We start from the raw sequence: 13903 nt of genomic DNA on the forward strand, positions 1-13903 counted from the left end.
AAGGCAAACGTCGCTCCTCTCCCAATTATGCGGTTCTTCTAGATTAAACTTAGACATCCTGGACTCCTCGCTATCCGCAAGGTCAGGAAGCTGGCTTGAAGTCTGTGAGCAAGGACATCGCGCAACTACCTAACCTCACCAGATCGGTGAAATTTTCGATTGCCGAAACCGCTACTCGAGCAGACGCCAGTAATGCGTCGCCAATAGCTTTTTCGGGAATTTTCGGTAGTCGCGCCCTCTGCATGTTGCAGCGCCGACCGAACCTTGCACCAGAACCGACAGCCCAGTCAAGCACCGAAGGGGTGATTGCTATGCGCTTGCTGACCCTCGTTGAGGGCGCCATCTAAAGCCATAACTATTTGATTTTATTGGCGCACCCGACAGGATTCGAACCTGTGACCTCTGCCTTCGGAGGGCAGCGCTCTATCCAGCTGAGCTACGGGTGCTTTCCGGAATCCGGAAAACGAACCAGCCGATGAACCGGCAAGTCACGGCTTCTTAGCGGAAGCAGGCGCGGGCTTCAACGGGCAATTGGAGATTGGCTCCGCGACTTGGCTCGGTGCGCCCTGGCTACGGCCTATGAGGTTCGCGCCCGCCCGCCCTTCCCAGGCTCAGGGCGTTCGTCGTTCGAAAAACCAAGCAATTGGCTTTTCGTCCGCTGCGCGGACCACTCCTCACCCCGCCTCACTCTTCACCGCCCGCCTTCTGCGCACAGCGCGCTTGGGCTTCTTCGCGCCCGCCAGTTCGTGCATCGCATCCAGCTGCATCTGCTGCATTTCGGCCAGGCGGGTCCATTGGCGCGAGATGAGGTAGTCGAGTTTTTCGTGCAGATGGCGCACTTCGAGCTCGGCCTTGAGGTTGACGCGGTAGTCGTTGAAGGAGCGCAGGCGGTCCTTGGACTCCTGCCGCCGCTGGCTCATCATGATGATCGGCGCCTGGATGGCGGCGATGCAGGAGAGCAGCAGGTTGAGCAGGATGAAGGGGTAGGGGTCGAAGGCGGCGCTCATGCCGGCGATCAGGTTGATGCCGATCCACACCAGCAGCACGCTGCCGAACGAGATCAGGAACCACCAGCTGCCGCCGAAGGAAGCCATGTTGTCGGAGACGCGGTCGGCGAACGTCCGGTGCTCCTCGAATTCCTCTTCCGAGTTTTCGGAAATGGTGTCCTGCCTGGCGATCGATTCGACCACCTGGCGGTCGAGCTCGGAGAATTCGCCGTGCTCCTGCTGGAGAAGCTCCTCCATGTAGCGCATGCGGTAGCGGCCGAGCTCGGCGCGGCTGATGCGGGCGCCGGCCGGCAGGTCGGGATGGTCCGACCGGATGCGGTCGGCGAGGCTCGGGCGCAGCGTGTCGATGCGCACCAGATCGCGCTTGCGGAATTTGCGGCCCGATATGGCCGACGGTTTTTTCTTCGGCTTGCCGCGGTGGGCGCCTGGGCCCGCAGGTTCGGAGTCCGGCACTTCGGGCGTCTCGAAGTGCTCGTCCGACACCGGATCGGCCTCCAGCTCACTGAGGGTCGGCGCCTCGAAATATTCGCCGCCGCTGTCGTGCTGGTTGTCTTCCGCCTGCTCGGGCGTTTTGGGGACGGTGCTCATGATGCGGGCTCCTGAGGGTGCTGGGCGACGTATGCCGCAACATCGCCAGCATCGCGACGGATTTCGTGGGACTACAAGTGTTTTGATCGCTTCCCGACTTCGTCATCCACGGGCGGAGCGGGAGCGAAGCGGACGCGCAGACCCGAGGATCCATGCCGCGACCTGCGAGTGTCGCTTGCGGTGAAGAACTTGCCCGATGTTTGCGCCAATCACCCCCCTCTGTCCTGCCGGACATCTCCCCCGCAAGGAGGGAGATTGACTGTCATCCCGGATTTTGCCAATTTCCACCGTCACATGAGTGAGCGTAGCGCCGAAGCCGCTGATCTCCCCCCTTGCGGGGGTTGAGGAGCGGTCCGCGCAGCGGGCGGAAAGCCAATTGCTTGGCTTTCCGAGCGACGAACATCCGGCAGGACAGAGGGGGGTGCCGTCCCGCCAACGTGCGCAAGGTTCTGCACGGCGGCGGGCAATAAAAAACCCGCCTTGCGGGCGGGTCACGGTTCCAGTGGATCAATTGGCGCGACTCAGCACCATACCCAAAACTATAGCTTAGCTGCCCTCACCGGGTCAAGAAAAAATTCCTATCAACATTCGTCACCGCGCAGCCAAGCGCAAGTCGCGCCGCGGCCACTACTGCTCGGCGAACATCAGCCTGGTCTTGGCGCCGTCCATGGTCGGCGACAGGCTCCGCTGGATCAACGCTTCGACATGGTCGTTGCGCTGGCGGGCTGAGTCGGCGCCCATCACCACGACGATCAGATTGCGGCCGTCGGCATTATAGGAGGTGACGATGTTGAAGCCCGAGGCCCTGATGTAGCCGGTCTTGATGCCGTCGACGCCGCGCACGCGGCCGAGCATGTCGTTGTGGCCGCGCACCAGCCGGCCGCGGAACATGAAGTCGCTTTCGGAGAAATAGTGGAACTGCTGGGGAAAGCGCTGACGCAGCGCCATGCCGAGCACCGCCATGTCGCGCGCGGTCGTCATCTGGCCATCGTCGGGCAGGCCCGACGCGTTGCGGAAAATGGTGCTGGTCATGCCGAGCTGGCGGGCTTTGGATGTCATCATGGCGGCGAACTGATCTTCACTGCCGCCGAGATATTCGCCGACCGCCACCGCCACGTCGTTGGCCGATTTGACGACGATGGCGCGGATGGCCGAATCGACGTCGATGCTTTCGCCGCGCCGGAAGCGCATCTTGGTCGGCGGCTGCGAGGCGGCATGGTCCGACACCGGGATCTGCGTCTGCTTGGTGACGCGGCCGGACTCCAGTGCCTCGAACAAAAGATACAGCGTCATCATCTTGGTCAGCGAGGCCGGATAGCGCTGCGCCGTGGAACTGACTTCGAACAGCTGCTTGCCGGTCCTGGCGTCGACGACGATAGCGGCATATTTCTGCGCCGGCGCCGGCACGGCCAGCACGCTGTCGGGCGGCGTGGTGGCGCAGCCGGCAAGCAGCACCAGCAGGGCGAGTGCCGCAAAAACTCTCTGGATGAGCGGAAGGGTATTGGACAAGGGCTGGACTGTTCTGGGGTCGGCTGTTGCGGAGATGAGACGAAGCTAACGTAACGCAAGTGATGCGTCCATTTGGTTAATGGCCGACAGTCCCAGGATTGTCGAGGGCATCGATCTGGTTCCTCGCCCCACGAAGTGGGGAGAGATGGCCGCGCAGCGGACGGAGAGGGGATTTCGTCGGGCGCCATCTCCAAACGAAATGTATCGCAACCTTACCTGGCACGGCCGGCGCCGTTCCCCCGCTCCGTCTCGGCTCCGCCGAGCCACCTCTCCCCCACATTCGTGGGGGCGAGGAACCCAAGCCTGCGAAGCCGCCCCGAAAACGCCGGTTTTCCCGTGTCTTTCCTTGCCAGGGCAGCGTTTCCCGTGGGAAGGGGCGTGGTATCTCAGGGCTTGGGGGCTTGGCATGACGAATATCGGGGCCGGGGGCGCTGCGCCATCGCTTATCAGGGCATCGCTCAGCCGCACTGGCAAATGGGCCGGCAGCGTCGCCTTTATCGGGGGTGCCGTATCAGACATCCTCAATCCGCTGGCGCCGTTCGCCGCCTATATCGCGCTGATCGCCGCGGTGGCCGCAATCATCATCGCCATTGCCATCGTGCTCAGGCTGGTGCTGGCGGCCAGAGCGCTGCCGGCCTTGATCTTCGCCACAACAGCAGCGGCCGTCGCCGGCGGCGTCTACGGCCTGCAGCAGCAGACCAACGCCCAGAACGGGGTGATCGCCAGCCTGGTGCCGGCCATTGCCGGGCTGCAGCAGTCGATGGGAATCGTGTCCGAAAAAGTGGCCAGGATCGAGCAGACCGTCACGCAGACGCAGAAGACGGTCGAACAGGTCAAGCAGTCGACCGACACGGTGGCGAAGAAGGCCGATGAGATCGCTAACGCCCAGCAGCAGCAGACGCAGCAGACGGCGGAAGTGCAAAAGACCACCGAAGAGGTGAAGAAGCAGACCGAGACGCTGGCCGCCGGCCAGGCGCAGCAGCAGGCCCAGACCGAGAAGCTGCAAGCGACGACGCAGCAGATCGCCGCCTCGATCGACACCATTGCCAAGGGCTTTGCCGCCCTTGCCGCGCAGGGTGGGGCGATCGCCGAGCCGAAGCGGCCGGACGAGTTCTACCACAATGCCCGTGTCTACGAGCTGTCCGGCGACATGCTCAATGCACGGCGCTCCTACCTCGCCTTTGCCGGCTTCGATGTCGACGCCATCGATCCCTACACGCGCTTTGCCACGCTGCTTCGGGTGCAGGACGGCAAGGCCGGCGCCCGCGAAGTGTTCGGCGCGCTTGCCGACAAGGGCAAGGCGCTGTCGATCAAGCTGGTGCATATCCAGCAGTTCGACGACGCCCAGCGTCTCGACAAGCTCAACGCCTTCATCGCCGCCAACGCGGATTTCGCGCCGGCCTATTTCCTTTTGGCGCACGAGTTTTCGGAAGACCGGCTCGGCGCCCAGACGCTGGCCGACAAGCGCAACGAGGCCAAGGCGCTGACCAAGTTCACGTCCTACGAGAAGGATGGCGGGCTGCTCACATATTTCGTCGACCAGACGCAGCTGGCCGACTGGCTGGACCGCAGCCGCAGCCGGCTGGCCGCACTCGGCGACGTGCTCGATCCCGCCCGCTTCGTGCCTTCGCTGACGCCGATGCGCTCGAACCAGGGCTGGTCGATGACCATCTCGCTGCCGGAGCCGGCGACCGCCATCTCGTGGCGCATGGGCGACAGCGGTCCGTTCACCGACACCGGTTTCCTGGCCATGAACGACCAGACCACCGGCAAGCCGATGGCCAATCCGAGCTTCGAGATGCCCGACAGCACCGTGGCCGGCATCATCGCGATCAAATATCTCGACATCAGGGGCCGCGAGACCGGCCCTTTCGACATCCGCTTCGACCCGGAGGCGGCACTCCAGCAGGGCAACAAGCAGATCCTCGACCAGTTCTGGACCTCGTGGATCGCCTTCGATGCCAGCGGCAATCACGGGCTGGTCTATTTCACCCAGATGCTGTCCTACCGCTGCGCCATCAAACAGGTGCACTACAGCCTGAACGGCGCGGCGCTCGACAAGGAGATCAAGATGCCGCGTTGCGACAAGAAGGACCCTTACGCCATCCCCTACGACTACCAGCCCTATTTCAAGGTCGCCGACAGCGTGAAATCGATGTCGGTGCAGGTCACCTACACCGACGGCACCAAGTCGCCGGTGCGGGAATACAAGCGGCAGTAGCTGCGCTCACCCTCCCCCTTGTGGGGAGGGCTATCGCACGTGGAATTCTTGAGATGTCTGCCCGGCACGGACCCCCACCCCTAACCCCTCCCCACAAGGGGGAGGGAGACTTCCGTTGGCGCCGACCCAGGCTAGTCGCCTGTCTTTTCGGCGCCAAAGAAAGAACAATTAAGGCACGCGACAGCGTTCCCTCCCCCTTGTGGGGAGGGTTAGGGTGGGGGTCCTCTTCGAAAGAATCCATATGCGATGTGGGAGGGTGAGAACTGATGCAAAATGCCTGTCGCGGTGCTTGCGCAAGTGCCGCCGAACAGGCCAGTTTGCGCCTGCAGAATCGGTGAGAGCGCGATGACCATCCAGACCATCAAGGCCCGAGGCATTTCGGTTTTGCTCGACCTCACGGTCGGCCACATCGCCGACATGGTCGTCGAGGGTGGTGGGCGGCAGCTGAAGCCGCTGCACCGCGCGCCCTGGGTCGATGCGAATGAGACGCTGCCGGACAATTTGCCGGAAGGTACGGTTCGGCTGTCCGGCGATTTTCTCTGCGCGCCGTTTTCGCGCAGCGATGTCGAGGAGGCGCCGCTGCATGGCTGGCCGGCCAACAGCGCCTGGGACATCGCCGAAAGTGCCGCAACGGATGATGGCTGGCGCGCGGTCTTCCGCTTGCGCCACAAGGTGATGGGCGCAACGGTCGACAAGATCCTGACGCTGCGCGACGGCCATCCCTTCCTCTACCAGGAGCATGAGTTTTCCGGTGGCCATGGTGCGATCTCGGTCGCGCATCACCCGATGACGGCGATGACGGGCGGCGGCAGGCTGGCCTTTTCGCCGAAGCGGTTTGCCGCGACGCTGGAGGATCCGCTGGAGCCGGATCCCGCACGCGGCCGCTTCCTGCTGGCCTATCCGGCACGATCCGCCGATCTCAGCCAATTCCCCGCCGCCGGCGGCGGTACGCTCGACCTGACGGAATACCGCATGGACGACCGCCGCGAGGATTTCCTCACGCTGGTCGAGGCGGATCATGGCGGGCCGGGCTGGACCGCGCTTGCACGAGAGGCCGAAGACGATCTGGTGCTGGTGCTGAAGAACCCGGCCGAACTGCCGATCACCATGCTGTGGCTCAGTAATGGCGGGCGCGACTACGCGCCCTGGAGCGGTCGCCACCTGGGCGTGCTCGGCATCGAGGATGGCCGCGCCGCCGTCGGCCATGCCGCCTCGATCGGCGACAACTGGCTGAAGCGCGAAGGGGTCGCGACCGCCTTTGCACTGGGCGAAGGCCAAAGCGTGTCCTTTCGCCATGTCATCGGCGCCATTCCGCTGGCCGGCGGCGAGCCGCCACAGGCGATCACGACGGCGGATGGCCGCATACGACTGGTGACGGGTGGCGCGACGCGGGAGGTTCCCTTCGACAGCGATTTCCTGCGCATTGGCCAGCCTGCGCCCGCTTGATGGGATTGCGCGGCCGCAGGGTTTGAAATTTCCGTGAACTGCCGCCAAGATGTGGCCGAAATCATCATGCGGAACATGGTGGATTTGAAGCTCCTGCCAGAGAGGCTCTCATGTCCGAAATCGCCCATCTCGCCGCCACCATCTTCAAGCGTGCCGGCAAGGCAAACCGCTTCATCGTGGCCATTGCCGGGCCACCAGGCTCCGGCAAGTCGACGCTGTCGGCGCGGCTGCATGAACTGCTGCCCGAAGGTGCTTCGGAAGTCGTGCCGATGGATGGCTTCCACTATGACGACGCCGTGCTCGAGCGGCGCGGCTTGCGCACCCGAAAGGGTGCGCCGGAAACCTTTGACTTTGCCGGTTTCGAAACCTTGCTGAAGCGTATCCGGGCCGGCGAAGCCGATATCGCCATCCCGGTCTTCGACCGCAGCATGGAGCTGTCGCGCGCCGCCGCCTCGATCGTCGCCACGGAAACCAAGTTCATCCTGGTCGAGGGCAATTACCTGCTGCTCGACGAAGAGCCGTGGTCGCGGCTGGCGCCGCTGTTCGATTTCTCGATCTTCGTCGACGTGCCGCGCAACGAACTCGAGCGCCGCCTGATGGAGCGCTGGCACGGACATGGCCGCTCCGACGAAGATGCGCGCGCCTGGATCGCGTCCAACGACCTGCCCAACATCGAACGCGTGCTCGCGCGGCGCCGGGCTGCCGATCTGGTGATCGGCCTTTCCGCTTGATTCGACGGATTGCGCAAGGGGAACCTTAAGACTTTCAGGCCGTTATCCCGACACGGCAATTATGCCAAAAGAGGGATTCGGTCCAATGGCAATCAAGGCAAGAAAGCCCGCGCCCGCCAAGGGCAAGGCGACCCAATCCAAGGCCGGCGCCGGCCCGGCGATGACAGCCCGTTCGAAGGACGCCAAGCCGGCCTTCGGCAAGGCAGCGCCGAAGAAAGTGGTGCCGACCGCAGCGAAAGCCGCGCCGAAAGCCGCAAAGCCGAAGAAGCCCGCGAGCTCCAGCGACTCCGTGAGCGGCAGCGCGATGCGCACGGCCAAGGCGACGGCCAACGTCGCTGCCGGCGCGGTCATGGTCGCCGCCCGAGGTGCTGCGTCGCTCGCTGCTTCCGTCATGGGCAAAGGCGGTTCGAAAGCCAAAGCGAAGGCAAAATAGCCGCGCTTCGGAGGCTGGTTCGGCTATCCCTTGGCGGGGATGGTCAGGCCTTTCTGCACCGCCGGCCGCGCCAGGCCGCGCTCCAGCCATGCCGAGACATTGACGAAATCGTCAAAGCCGACGAGTTCGCGGGCTTCGTAGAAGCCGATCAGGTTGCGCACCCAGCCGAGCAGCGAGATGTCGGCGATGGTGTAGTCATTGCCCATGATCCACTTGCGCCCCTTCAGCCGGCCGTCGAGCACGCCGAGCAGTCGCTTTGACTCGTCACGATAGCGCTCCAGAGGGCGTTTGTCGGCGATCTCGCGACCGGCGAATTTGTGGAAGAAGCCAACCTGGCCGAACATCGGCCCGACCGAGGCCATCTGGAAGAACACCCACTGGATGGTCTCGTAGCGGCGCGCAGCATCGATGGGCATGAGCAGGCCGGTCTTTTCAGCGAGGTAGAGCAGGATGGCGCCGGATTCGAACAGGCCGATCGGCTTGCCGTCCGGACCGTTCGGATCGATGATCGCCGGTATCTTGCCGTTGGGGTTGAGCGACAGGAATTCCGGTGTCCAGCTTTCGTTCTGGCCGATGTTGACCCAATGCGGCTCGTAAGGCAGGCCGAGTTCCTCCAGGGCGATCGAAATCTTCACGCCGTTCGGCGTTGTCGCCGAATAGAGCTGGAGCTGATCCGGACGCTTGGCCGGCCAACGCGTTGCGATCGGAAAGGCGGACAGGTCGGCCATGGAAACTCCTGAATGAGGATTCGCGCCGAGCGGCGCGGTTTTGGCGGGTCGGCCAAGGATTAGACGCGGCGCACGGCACGATCAATGGCGTGCAAGGGTTTCGTTGCGCGCGAACAGTCAACGGAACGGCCTGCTTGGGGCAGATCGCGCGCCCGGCCTTTGCGTTCAGACGGCCTTGAAGGCCAGCACGGCATTGGTGCCGCCGAACGCGAAGCCGTTGCTGATCGCGGCGCGCACCTTGCGCTCGCGCGGCACATTCGGCGTGACGTCGAGGTCGCAATCGGGATCGGCCTCACGAAAATTGGCCGTCGGCGGCACGATGCCTTCGCGGATCGCCATCACGCAGGCGATCATCTCCAGCGCACCCGATGCGCCCAGGCAATGGGCGTGCATCGACTTGGTCGACGACACCGAAAGCTTGTAGGCATGGTCGCCAAAGACGCGCTTGATCGCTGCCGTCTCGATCTGGTCGTTGGCCTTGGTGCCGGTGCCATGGGCATTGAGGTAGTCGACATCCTCGGGATTGAAGCCGGCATCGGCCAGGCAGGCGCGCATGGCCGCCGTCGGCCCTTCGACGGTCGGAGCGACAATGTCGGAGGCGTCGGCGGAGAGGCCGGCGCCGGCGACCTCGGCAAGGATGGTGGCGCCGCGCGCCATGGCATGCTCATACGTCTCCAGGACCGCCATGCCGGCGCCCTCGCCGAGCGACAGTCCCTGGCGGTCGGCCGAGAATGGCCGGCAGGTGTCGGGCGCCAGCACGCGCAATGCTTCCCAGCCCTTCAGGATGCCCCAGACCAGCGGCGCATCGGTGCCGCCGGCGACCATCACGTCGGCGCGGCCAAGCCTGATCTGGTCGACGGCCGAGGCGATGGCGTGGTTGGATGAGGAGCAGGCCGAGGTGACACCGAAGACCGGGCCGCGCAGGCCCAGACTCATGCTGACGTGGCCGGAGGCCGCGCTTGGCATAACCTTTGGCACGGTGAAGATACCGGCGCGGTTCTTGCCCTCGACCAGGATGGCACGATAGCTCTCTTCGATCGCCTCCCAGCCGCAGACGCCGACGCCGACGACGGTGCCCATCCGATAGGTGGTGGCTTCATTCGAAGTCAGGCCGGCCTGCTGCATGGCTTCCCTGGCTGCGATCGTCGCCAGCAGGCTGAAGCGGTCCATCGACACGGTCTGCTTGCGGTCGATGCCGTGATCGGGAAGCGCCTTGATTTCGCAGCCGACCTTGACCTTCAAATCATGCAGTTGGGGACTTGTGATCTGGCCGATGGCCGAGCGGCCGGCGCGCATCTCGTTCCAGATCGCGGGCGCGCTGGTGCCGAGCCCGCAAATGCCGCCCATGCCGGTGATGACAACGCGCTGCCGCATTCAGTTCAGGCTTTTTTCGCGATCAGCGCGCGCACAGCTTCGACCATGTCGCCGACATTCTTCAGATTGCTCCAGGCGTCGACCGTGTTCATCTCGATCTCGATGCCATACTCTTCCTCAAGATCGAAGATAATCTCCGTCAGCTCGAGCGAATGGATGCCAAGCGAGGTCAATTCGGTGGTGGTGGTGATTTCTTCGCCGCCCGGCTCGGCATGAGCCTTGATCTTCGCGATGATATCCGTTGCCAGCTGGTCGGCCATTCGGTTCCTTCCCCACTATCTCGACGTTTCCCGACGCCAACTGAGCAGCGCCCCTTTTTCTCCTGGTATCAAGCCGCCGTCGTCGTTTAATACCCCCGCCAAGCGCAGCATGACCGTACCAAGGTGGTTCCCTCTATAGAAACCGAAACGTTGTCAAGCAACAAGCTATATCGAACTCCATATCGACAAAGCCGCCGGAGTGCTTAACGTGCAGGCATGGATATGGGCGAACATGGCGGGATTTCGACGCAGCGCGTTGCGGGCGTCGCGCGGCTTTCCTGCGCGCTCCGTGAGGGCCGCACGCGCCTGCGGCGCCTCTATCAGGACGGCGCCGCCAAGATAAGAATGCCGGCCGTCTCGGCCGATCCGCTCGAAGCGGTGCTGATCAACACCGCCGGCGGGATGACCGGCGGCGACCGTATCGCCTGGGACGTGGATGTCGGCGCGGCCGCTTCGGCATCGATCACCACGCAGGCCTGCGAGAAGATCTACCGGGCGGCATCCGACCGTGCCGAAGTGCGGGTCAATTTGTCGGTCGGGGAAAACGGCCGCATCGCCTGGCTGCCGCAGGAAACCATCGTCTTCGACCGGGCGGCCTTTGCCCGCACGCTCGACGTCGAGCTTGCCGTCGGCGCCGAGGCGCTGGTGCTGGAAGCCGCCGTCTTCGGTCGCCTGGCTATGGGCGAGCGCGCCACGCAGGGCAACTTCCATGACCGCTGGCGCGTGCGCCAGGATGGCGCCCTCATTCATGCCGAGGATTTCCGCATCGGACCCGATATCGCCGCCAGGCTCGACCGCCCGGCCGTTGCCGGCGGCGCGATCGCGGTGGCGACGCTGCTTCTGGTGTCGCCGCGCGCCGAGGCCCTGCTCGACCAGGTTCTGGAGATCGTCGGCGACCAAGGCAGCGCCAGCGCCTGGTGCGTGAAGAAATCTGGCAAGCTTCTTGCGAGGCTCTACGCCGGGGACGGCTACCGGCTGCGCCAGCGGCTGGTTCCACTCGTCGAATTGCTCAACGGAAGGGCGGGGCTGCCCAAATTATGGTCACTATAGGCCTGTCTCTACCAATCCAGGGAAACGCATGAACCTGACGCCGAGGGAAAAGGACAAGCTGCTGATCGCCATGGCGGCGATCGTGGCGCGCAAGCGGCTCGAACGCGGCGTCAAGCTCAACCATCCGGAAGCGATCGCGCTGATCACCGACTTCGTCGTCGAAGGCGCCCGCGACGGCCGTCCGGTCGCCGAACTGATGGAAGCCGGCGCTCATGTCGTCAGCCGCGCGCAAGTCATGGAAGGCATCGCCGAGATGATCCATGACGTGCAGGTCGAGGCGACTTTTCCCGACGGCACCAAGCTGGTGACCGTGCACGAACCGATCCGTTGAGGAGGACAGGATGCTGGAGCTGCGTCCCAACTGCGAATGCTGCGACAAGGACCTGCCGCCCGAGGCGACGGATGCGCTGATCTGCACCTTCGAGTGCACCTTTTGCGCCGGATGCGTGGAACAGGTGTTGGGCGGCATCTGCCCCAATTGCGGCGGTGGTTTTTCGGCGCGGCCGATCCGCCCGGCAGCGATGCTGAAGAAATACCCGGCGTCGAGTAAACGCGTTCTCAAGGCCGAAGGCTGCGGCCCCCGCAAGGCGGCGTAAACACCAGACCGAGCAAAACGAAAGGCAATAGAATGATCCCTGCCAAACGCCTCTCCCTGTCGGCGATCCTGCTGCTGGCCGCTGCCATGCCGGCCTATGCCCATGTCGGCATCGGCACGGCCTCCTCCTTCACGGCCGGCTTCATGCACCCGCTTTCCGGGCTCGATCACATGACGGTGATGATCGCGGTCGGACTGTGGGCAGCGATCAAGGGCGGCAAGGCGGTTCTTGCCTGGCCGGCGGCCTTTGTCGGTGTCATGCTGGTCGGCGGCGCGCTGGGCATTTTGCATATGCCGCTGCCCTTCGTCGAACCCGGCATACTGGCCTCAATCGTGGCGCTCGGGCTGCTGGTGGCGCTGGCGGTCGATCTGCCGGTCTCGGCCGGCGTCGCCATCATCGGCCTGTTCGCGCTGTTCCACGGCCACGCGCATGGCACCGAGGTGCCGGAGAATGCCGGCGGGCTTGAATACATGGCCGGCTTTGCCATCGCCACGCTGTTGCTGCATGCCACCGGCATCGCCGCCGGTCTCGGTCTCGGCATCCGGTTCCGCGGCTTGGCCCGTACTGCCGGTGCCGCCTGCGCGGCGATCGGCATCGGCCTCGCCTTCGGCATCGTGTGAGGGTGACCATGATCCCCGGTGAGATCATCACGGTGGACGGCGACATCGAGCTCAACAAGGGCCTGCCGACCGTCACCCTGAAAGTCGCCAACAGCGGCGACCGGCCGATCCAGGTCGGCAGCCACTACCATTTCTTCGAGACCAATGAGGGGCTGAAATTCGACCGCGAGCGTGCCAGGGGCATGCGTCTCGACATTGCCGCGGGCACGGCCATGCGTTTCGAGCCGGGCCAGGAGCGCGACGTCACGCTGGTGCCGCTCGGCGGCAAGCGCGAGGTCTACGGATTTCAGCAGAAGGTGATGGGCAAGCTGTGAGATCTCCCGGCGCGCTCAGCTCAGTTCGATGGCTTGGCCGCGGCGTAGATGACGATCTTTCCGGGATTGTCGAATTCGACGGCGAGGACATCCTGCGCCTGCACGCGCCGCGATTCGATGGCGTTGAACAGCAGCGCGTTGGCCTCGATCTCCTTGCGCAGCTCCGTGATGTCGTCTTGATGCTGCTTGACCTTGCTTTCGATCTCCGGCGGCGGGCCGCCTTCGCTGCGCGCGGCGTCGGTGAGGAACACGATGTCGACCTTGTCGAGCTTGGACGTCTTGCGCACCGTACCGATGTTTTCACGCGTGCGGTCGATCGCCGTGTTGACGCTGCGGGCTTCGGCGGTGGCCTTGGCCTCTTCCTGCTTGACCTGCGAGCCGACGATGCGGTTGACGGTCTCCGTGCTTTCCAGCCCTTGCGCTTTCAATCCGGCAACAGACCCTGCCGCCGCCAAGAACGCCGTGGCGGCGACTGCCTGCATTCTGGTCAAGAAAGAAGTGATCGCCATCGCTCGCTCCTGAGAGAAGTCGTTTCGGGGCGCGGGTTAGCGCGAAAAGAACAAAACGAATCCCGCCCGGCGAAGGTTCCTTTCCCGATGCGGCCGGCAGGCCGGATGCCGGCCCGCCGTGCCGTCTCGTCAGCTCGCCTTCTTGGTGATCAGGGTCAGTGCGCCATTGGGTTCCATGCTGGCGGCGACGACTTGCGCCGAACTGAGCCCCTTGGCTTCCAGCGCCGACTTCACCTTGGGCGTGGCGTCGATCGAGCTGCGCAGTTTCTTCAGGCCGTCATCGCCACGCTGGGCGATCACCTGGTTGACCTGCGTCTGGGTGTCCTTCGGCAACTCGGTGATGTCGACGATGTTGACGCTCTGGATCGTCGGCACCGCCGGCTGAGCCTGGGGCGTGGCTGGAGCAGGCGTTGCCGGCGCCGGAGCGGGCTGTGGCGCGGGTTGCTGCTGGGCACTGGCGGCGCCCGCCAGCATCAGGCTGGCAGCGGCGGCAAGAATTATTGTTTTGCGCATGGAT

At 64.3% G+C, this 13903-nt stretch carries 16 protein-coding genes and 1 tRNA gene; 9 read left to right on the forward strand and 8 right to left on the reverse strand.

Going from position 1 to position 13903, the window contains the following annotated elements; genetic code table 11:
* Nucleotides 1-369: 369 nt before the first annotated feature.
* The 3 genes from NKJ11_RS11320 to NKJ11_RS11330 form a co-directional block, all read right to left on the reverse strand.
* Nucleotides 370-446: transfer RNA gene (locus tag NKJ11_RS11320), tRNA-Arg, on the reverse strand.
* 228 nt (nt 447-674) lie between these two features.
* Nucleotides 675-1595 carry a DUF1003 domain-containing protein gene (locus NKJ11_RS11325; RefSeq protein ID WP_128306092.1) on the reverse strand — a complete coding sequence of 307 codons (921 nt, stop codon included), beginning with the start codon at nt 1593-1595 and terminating at the stop codon, nt 675-677.
* A gap of 627 nt (nt 1596-2222) precedes the next feature.
* Nucleotides 2223-3104 (reverse strand): D-alanyl-D-alanine carboxypeptidase family protein, encoded by an 882-nt coding sequence (locus NKJ11_RS11330; RefSeq protein WP_352793351.1) that lies wholly within the window; start codon nt 3102-3104, stop codon nt 2223-2225.
* Between the two features lie 406 nt (nt 3105-3510).
* Between NKJ11_RS11330 and NKJ11_RS11335 the strand changes: the two genes are divergently transcribed.
* The 4 genes from NKJ11_RS11335 to NKJ11_RS11350 all read left to right on the forward strand — a co-directional run bounded on the left by NKJ11_RS11335 (nt 3511) and on the right by NKJ11_RS11350 (nt 7935).
* Nucleotides 3511-5325, forward strand: coding sequence for a methyl-accepting chemotaxis protein (locus NKJ11_RS11335; RefSeq protein WP_352793353.1), 1815 nt, complete (start codon nt 3511-3513; stop codon nt 5323-5325).
* Between the two features lie 345 nt (nt 5326-5670).
* Entirely contained in the window at nt 5671-6771 is a 1101-nt protein-coding gene (locus tag NKJ11_RS11340) for a hypothetical protein (protein WP_352793355.1), read from the forward strand.
* A 110-nt stretch (nt 6772-6881) separates the two neighbouring features.
* Nucleotides 6882-7502: a nucleoside triphosphate hydrolase gene (locus NKJ11_RS11345; RefSeq protein ID WP_352720804.1), complete on the forward strand. Its 621-nt coding sequence runs from the start codon at nt 6882-6884 to the stop codon at nt 7500-7502.
* 85 nt (nt 7503-7587) lie between these two features.
* A complete protein-coding gene (locus NKJ11_RS11350) occupies nt 7588-7935 on the forward strand; it encodes a hypothetical protein (protein WP_352553299.1) in 348 nt (115 codons plus the stop codon).
* 23 nt (nt 7936-7958) lie between these two features.
* On the opposite strand, the gene NKJ11_RS11355 is transcribed toward NKJ11_RS11350, so the two are convergent.
* The 3 genes from NKJ11_RS11355 to NKJ11_RS11365 all read right to left on the reverse strand — a co-directional run bounded on the left by NKJ11_RS11355 (nt 7959) and on the right by NKJ11_RS11365 (nt 10297).
* Nucleotides 7959-8663 (reverse strand): glutathione S-transferase family protein, encoded by a 705-nt coding sequence (locus NKJ11_RS11355; protein WP_352793356.1) that lies wholly within the window; start codon nt 8661-8663, stop codon nt 7959-7961.
* Nucleotides 8664-8828: 165 nt separating this feature from the next.
* Nucleotides 8829-10037 (reverse strand): beta-ketoacyl-[acyl-carrier-protein] synthase family protein, encoded by a 1209-nt coding sequence (locus NKJ11_RS11360; protein WP_128304230.1) that lies wholly within the window; start codon nt 10035-10037, stop codon nt 8829-8831.
* A gap of 5 nt (nt 10038-10042) precedes the next feature.
* Nucleotides 10043-10297, reverse strand: a complete 255-nt coding sequence (locus tag NKJ11_RS11365) for an acyl carrier protein (protein ID WP_013528393.1) — start codon at nt 10295-10297, stop codon at nt 10043-10045.
* 216 nt (nt 10298-10513) lie between these two features.
* Between NKJ11_RS11365 and NKJ11_RS11370 the strand changes: the two genes are divergently transcribed.
* The 5 genes from NKJ11_RS11370 to NKJ11_RS11390 are packed head-to-tail and all read left to right on the forward strand — an operon-like array spanning nt 10514 to nt 12877.
* The gene (locus NKJ11_RS11370; protein ID WP_502897880.1) at nt 10514-11347 is read left to right on the forward strand and encodes an urease accessory protein UreD; all 834 of its coding nucleotides are present in this window, start codon (nt 10514-10516) and stop codon (nt 11345-11347) included.
* Between the two features lie 28 nt (nt 11348-11375).
* Nucleotides 11376-11678 (forward strand): urease subunit gamma, encoded by a 303-nt coding sequence (locus NKJ11_RS11375; RefSeq protein ID WP_015314510.1) that lies wholly within the window; start codon nt 11376-11378, stop codon nt 11676-11678.
* Nucleotides 11679-11688: 10 nt separating this feature from the next.
* Nucleotides 11689-11943, forward strand: a complete 255-nt coding sequence (locus NKJ11_RS11380) for a DUF1272 domain-containing protein (protein ID WP_027161066.1) — start codon at nt 11689-11691, stop codon at nt 11941-11943.
* A 32-nt stretch (nt 11944-11975) separates the two neighbouring features.
* Nucleotides 11976-12563: a HupE/UreJ family protein gene (locus NKJ11_RS11385; RefSeq protein ID WP_128304229.1), complete on the forward strand. Its 588-nt coding sequence runs from the start codon at nt 11976-11978 to the stop codon at nt 12561-12563.
* Between the two features lie 8 nt (nt 12564-12571).
* The gene (locus tag NKJ11_RS11390) at nt 12572-12877 is read left to right on the forward strand and encodes an urease subunit beta (protein WP_352440554.1); all 306 of its coding nucleotides are present in this window, start codon (nt 12572-12574) and stop codon (nt 12875-12877) included.
* Between the two features lie 20 nt (nt 12878-12897).
* Here NKJ11_RS11390 and NKJ11_RS11395 read toward each other — a convergent pair whose 3' ends face one another.
* Both NKJ11_RS11395 and NKJ11_RS11400 read right to left on the reverse strand, forming a co-directional pair.
* Nucleotides 12898-13386 (reverse strand): hypothetical protein, encoded by a 489-nt coding sequence (locus NKJ11_RS11395; RefSeq protein ID WP_352610984.1) that lies wholly within the window; start codon nt 13384-13386, stop codon nt 12898-12900.
* 129 nt (nt 13387-13515) lie between these two features.
* Entirely contained in the window at nt 13516-13899 is a 384-nt protein-coding gene (locus tag NKJ11_RS11400; RefSeq protein ID WP_127289442.1) for a hypothetical protein, read from the reverse strand.
* Nucleotides 13900-13903: the final 4 nt, after the last annotated feature.

The sequence above is a fragment of the Mesorhizobium sp. M0243 genome, assembly GCF_040321775.1.
Taxonomy (GTDB): Bacteria; Pseudomonadota; Alphaproteobacteria; order Rhizobiales; family Rhizobiaceae; genus Mesorhizobium.

What these genes read in the sequence shown, in the direction of transcription:
- NKJ11_RS11340 (WP_352793355.1), top strand. Translation starts at nt 5,671, where the DNA reads ATGACCATCCAGACCATCAAGGCCCGAGGCATTTCGGTTTTGCTCGAC.
- NKJ11_RS11400 (WP_127289442.1), bottom strand. Translation starts at nt 13,899, where the DNA reads ATGCGCAAAACAATAATTCTTGCCGCCGCTGCCAGCCTGATGCTGGCG.
- NKJ11_RS11380 (WP_027161066.1), top strand. Translation starts at nt 11,689, where the DNA reads ATGCTGGAGCTGCGTCCCAACTGCGAATGCTGCGACAAGGACCTGCCG.
- NKJ11_RS11355 (WP_352793356.1), bottom strand. Translation starts at nt 8,663, where the DNA reads ATGGCCGACCTGTCCGCCTTTCCGATCGCAACGCGTTGGCCGGCCAAG.
- NKJ11_RS11345 (WP_352720804.1), top strand. Translation starts at nt 6,882, where the DNA reads ATGTCCGAAATCGCCCATCTCGCCGCCACCATCTTCAAGCGTGCCGGC.
- NKJ11_RS11375 (WP_015314510.1), top strand. Translation starts at nt 11,376, where the DNA reads ATGAACCTGACGCCGAGGGAAAAGGACAAGCTGCTGATCGCCATGGCG.
- NKJ11_RS11335 (WP_352793353.1), top strand. Translation starts at nt 3,511, where the DNA reads ATGACGAATATCGGGGCCGGGGGCGCTGCGCCATCGCTTATCAGGGCA.
- NKJ11_RS11360 (WP_128304230.1), bottom strand. Translation starts at nt 10,037, where the DNA reads ATGCGGCAGCGCGTTGTCATCACCGGCATGGGCGGCATTTGCGGGCTC.
- NKJ11_RS11390 (WP_352440554.1), top strand. Translation starts at nt 12,572, where the DNA reads ATGATCCCCGGTGAGATCATCACGGTGGACGGCGACATCGAGCTCAAC.
- NKJ11_RS11365 (WP_013528393.1), bottom strand. Translation starts at nt 10,297, where the DNA reads ATGGCCGACCAGCTGGCAACGGATATCATCGCGAAGATCAAGGCTCAT.
- NKJ11_RS11350 (WP_352553299.1), top strand. Translation starts at nt 7,588, where the DNA reads ATGGCAATCAAGGCAAGAAAGCCCGCGCCCGCCAAGGGCAAGGCGACC.
- NKJ11_RS11385 (WP_128304229.1), top strand. Translation starts at nt 11,976, where the DNA reads ATGATCCCTGCCAAACGCCTCTCCCTGTCGGCGATCCTGCTGCTGGCC.
- NKJ11_RS11325 (WP_128306092.1), bottom strand. Translation starts at nt 1,595, where the DNA reads ATGAGCACCGTCCCCAAAACGCCCGAGCAGGCGGAAGACAACCAGCAC.
- NKJ11_RS11370 (WP_502897880.1), top strand. Translation starts at nt 10,514, where the DNA reads ATGGATATGGGCGAACATGGCGGGATTTCGACGCAGCGCGTTGCGGGC.
- NKJ11_RS11395 (WP_352610984.1), bottom strand. Translation starts at nt 13,386, where the DNA reads ATGGCGATCACTTCTTTCTTGACCAGAATGCAGGCAGTCGCCGCCACG.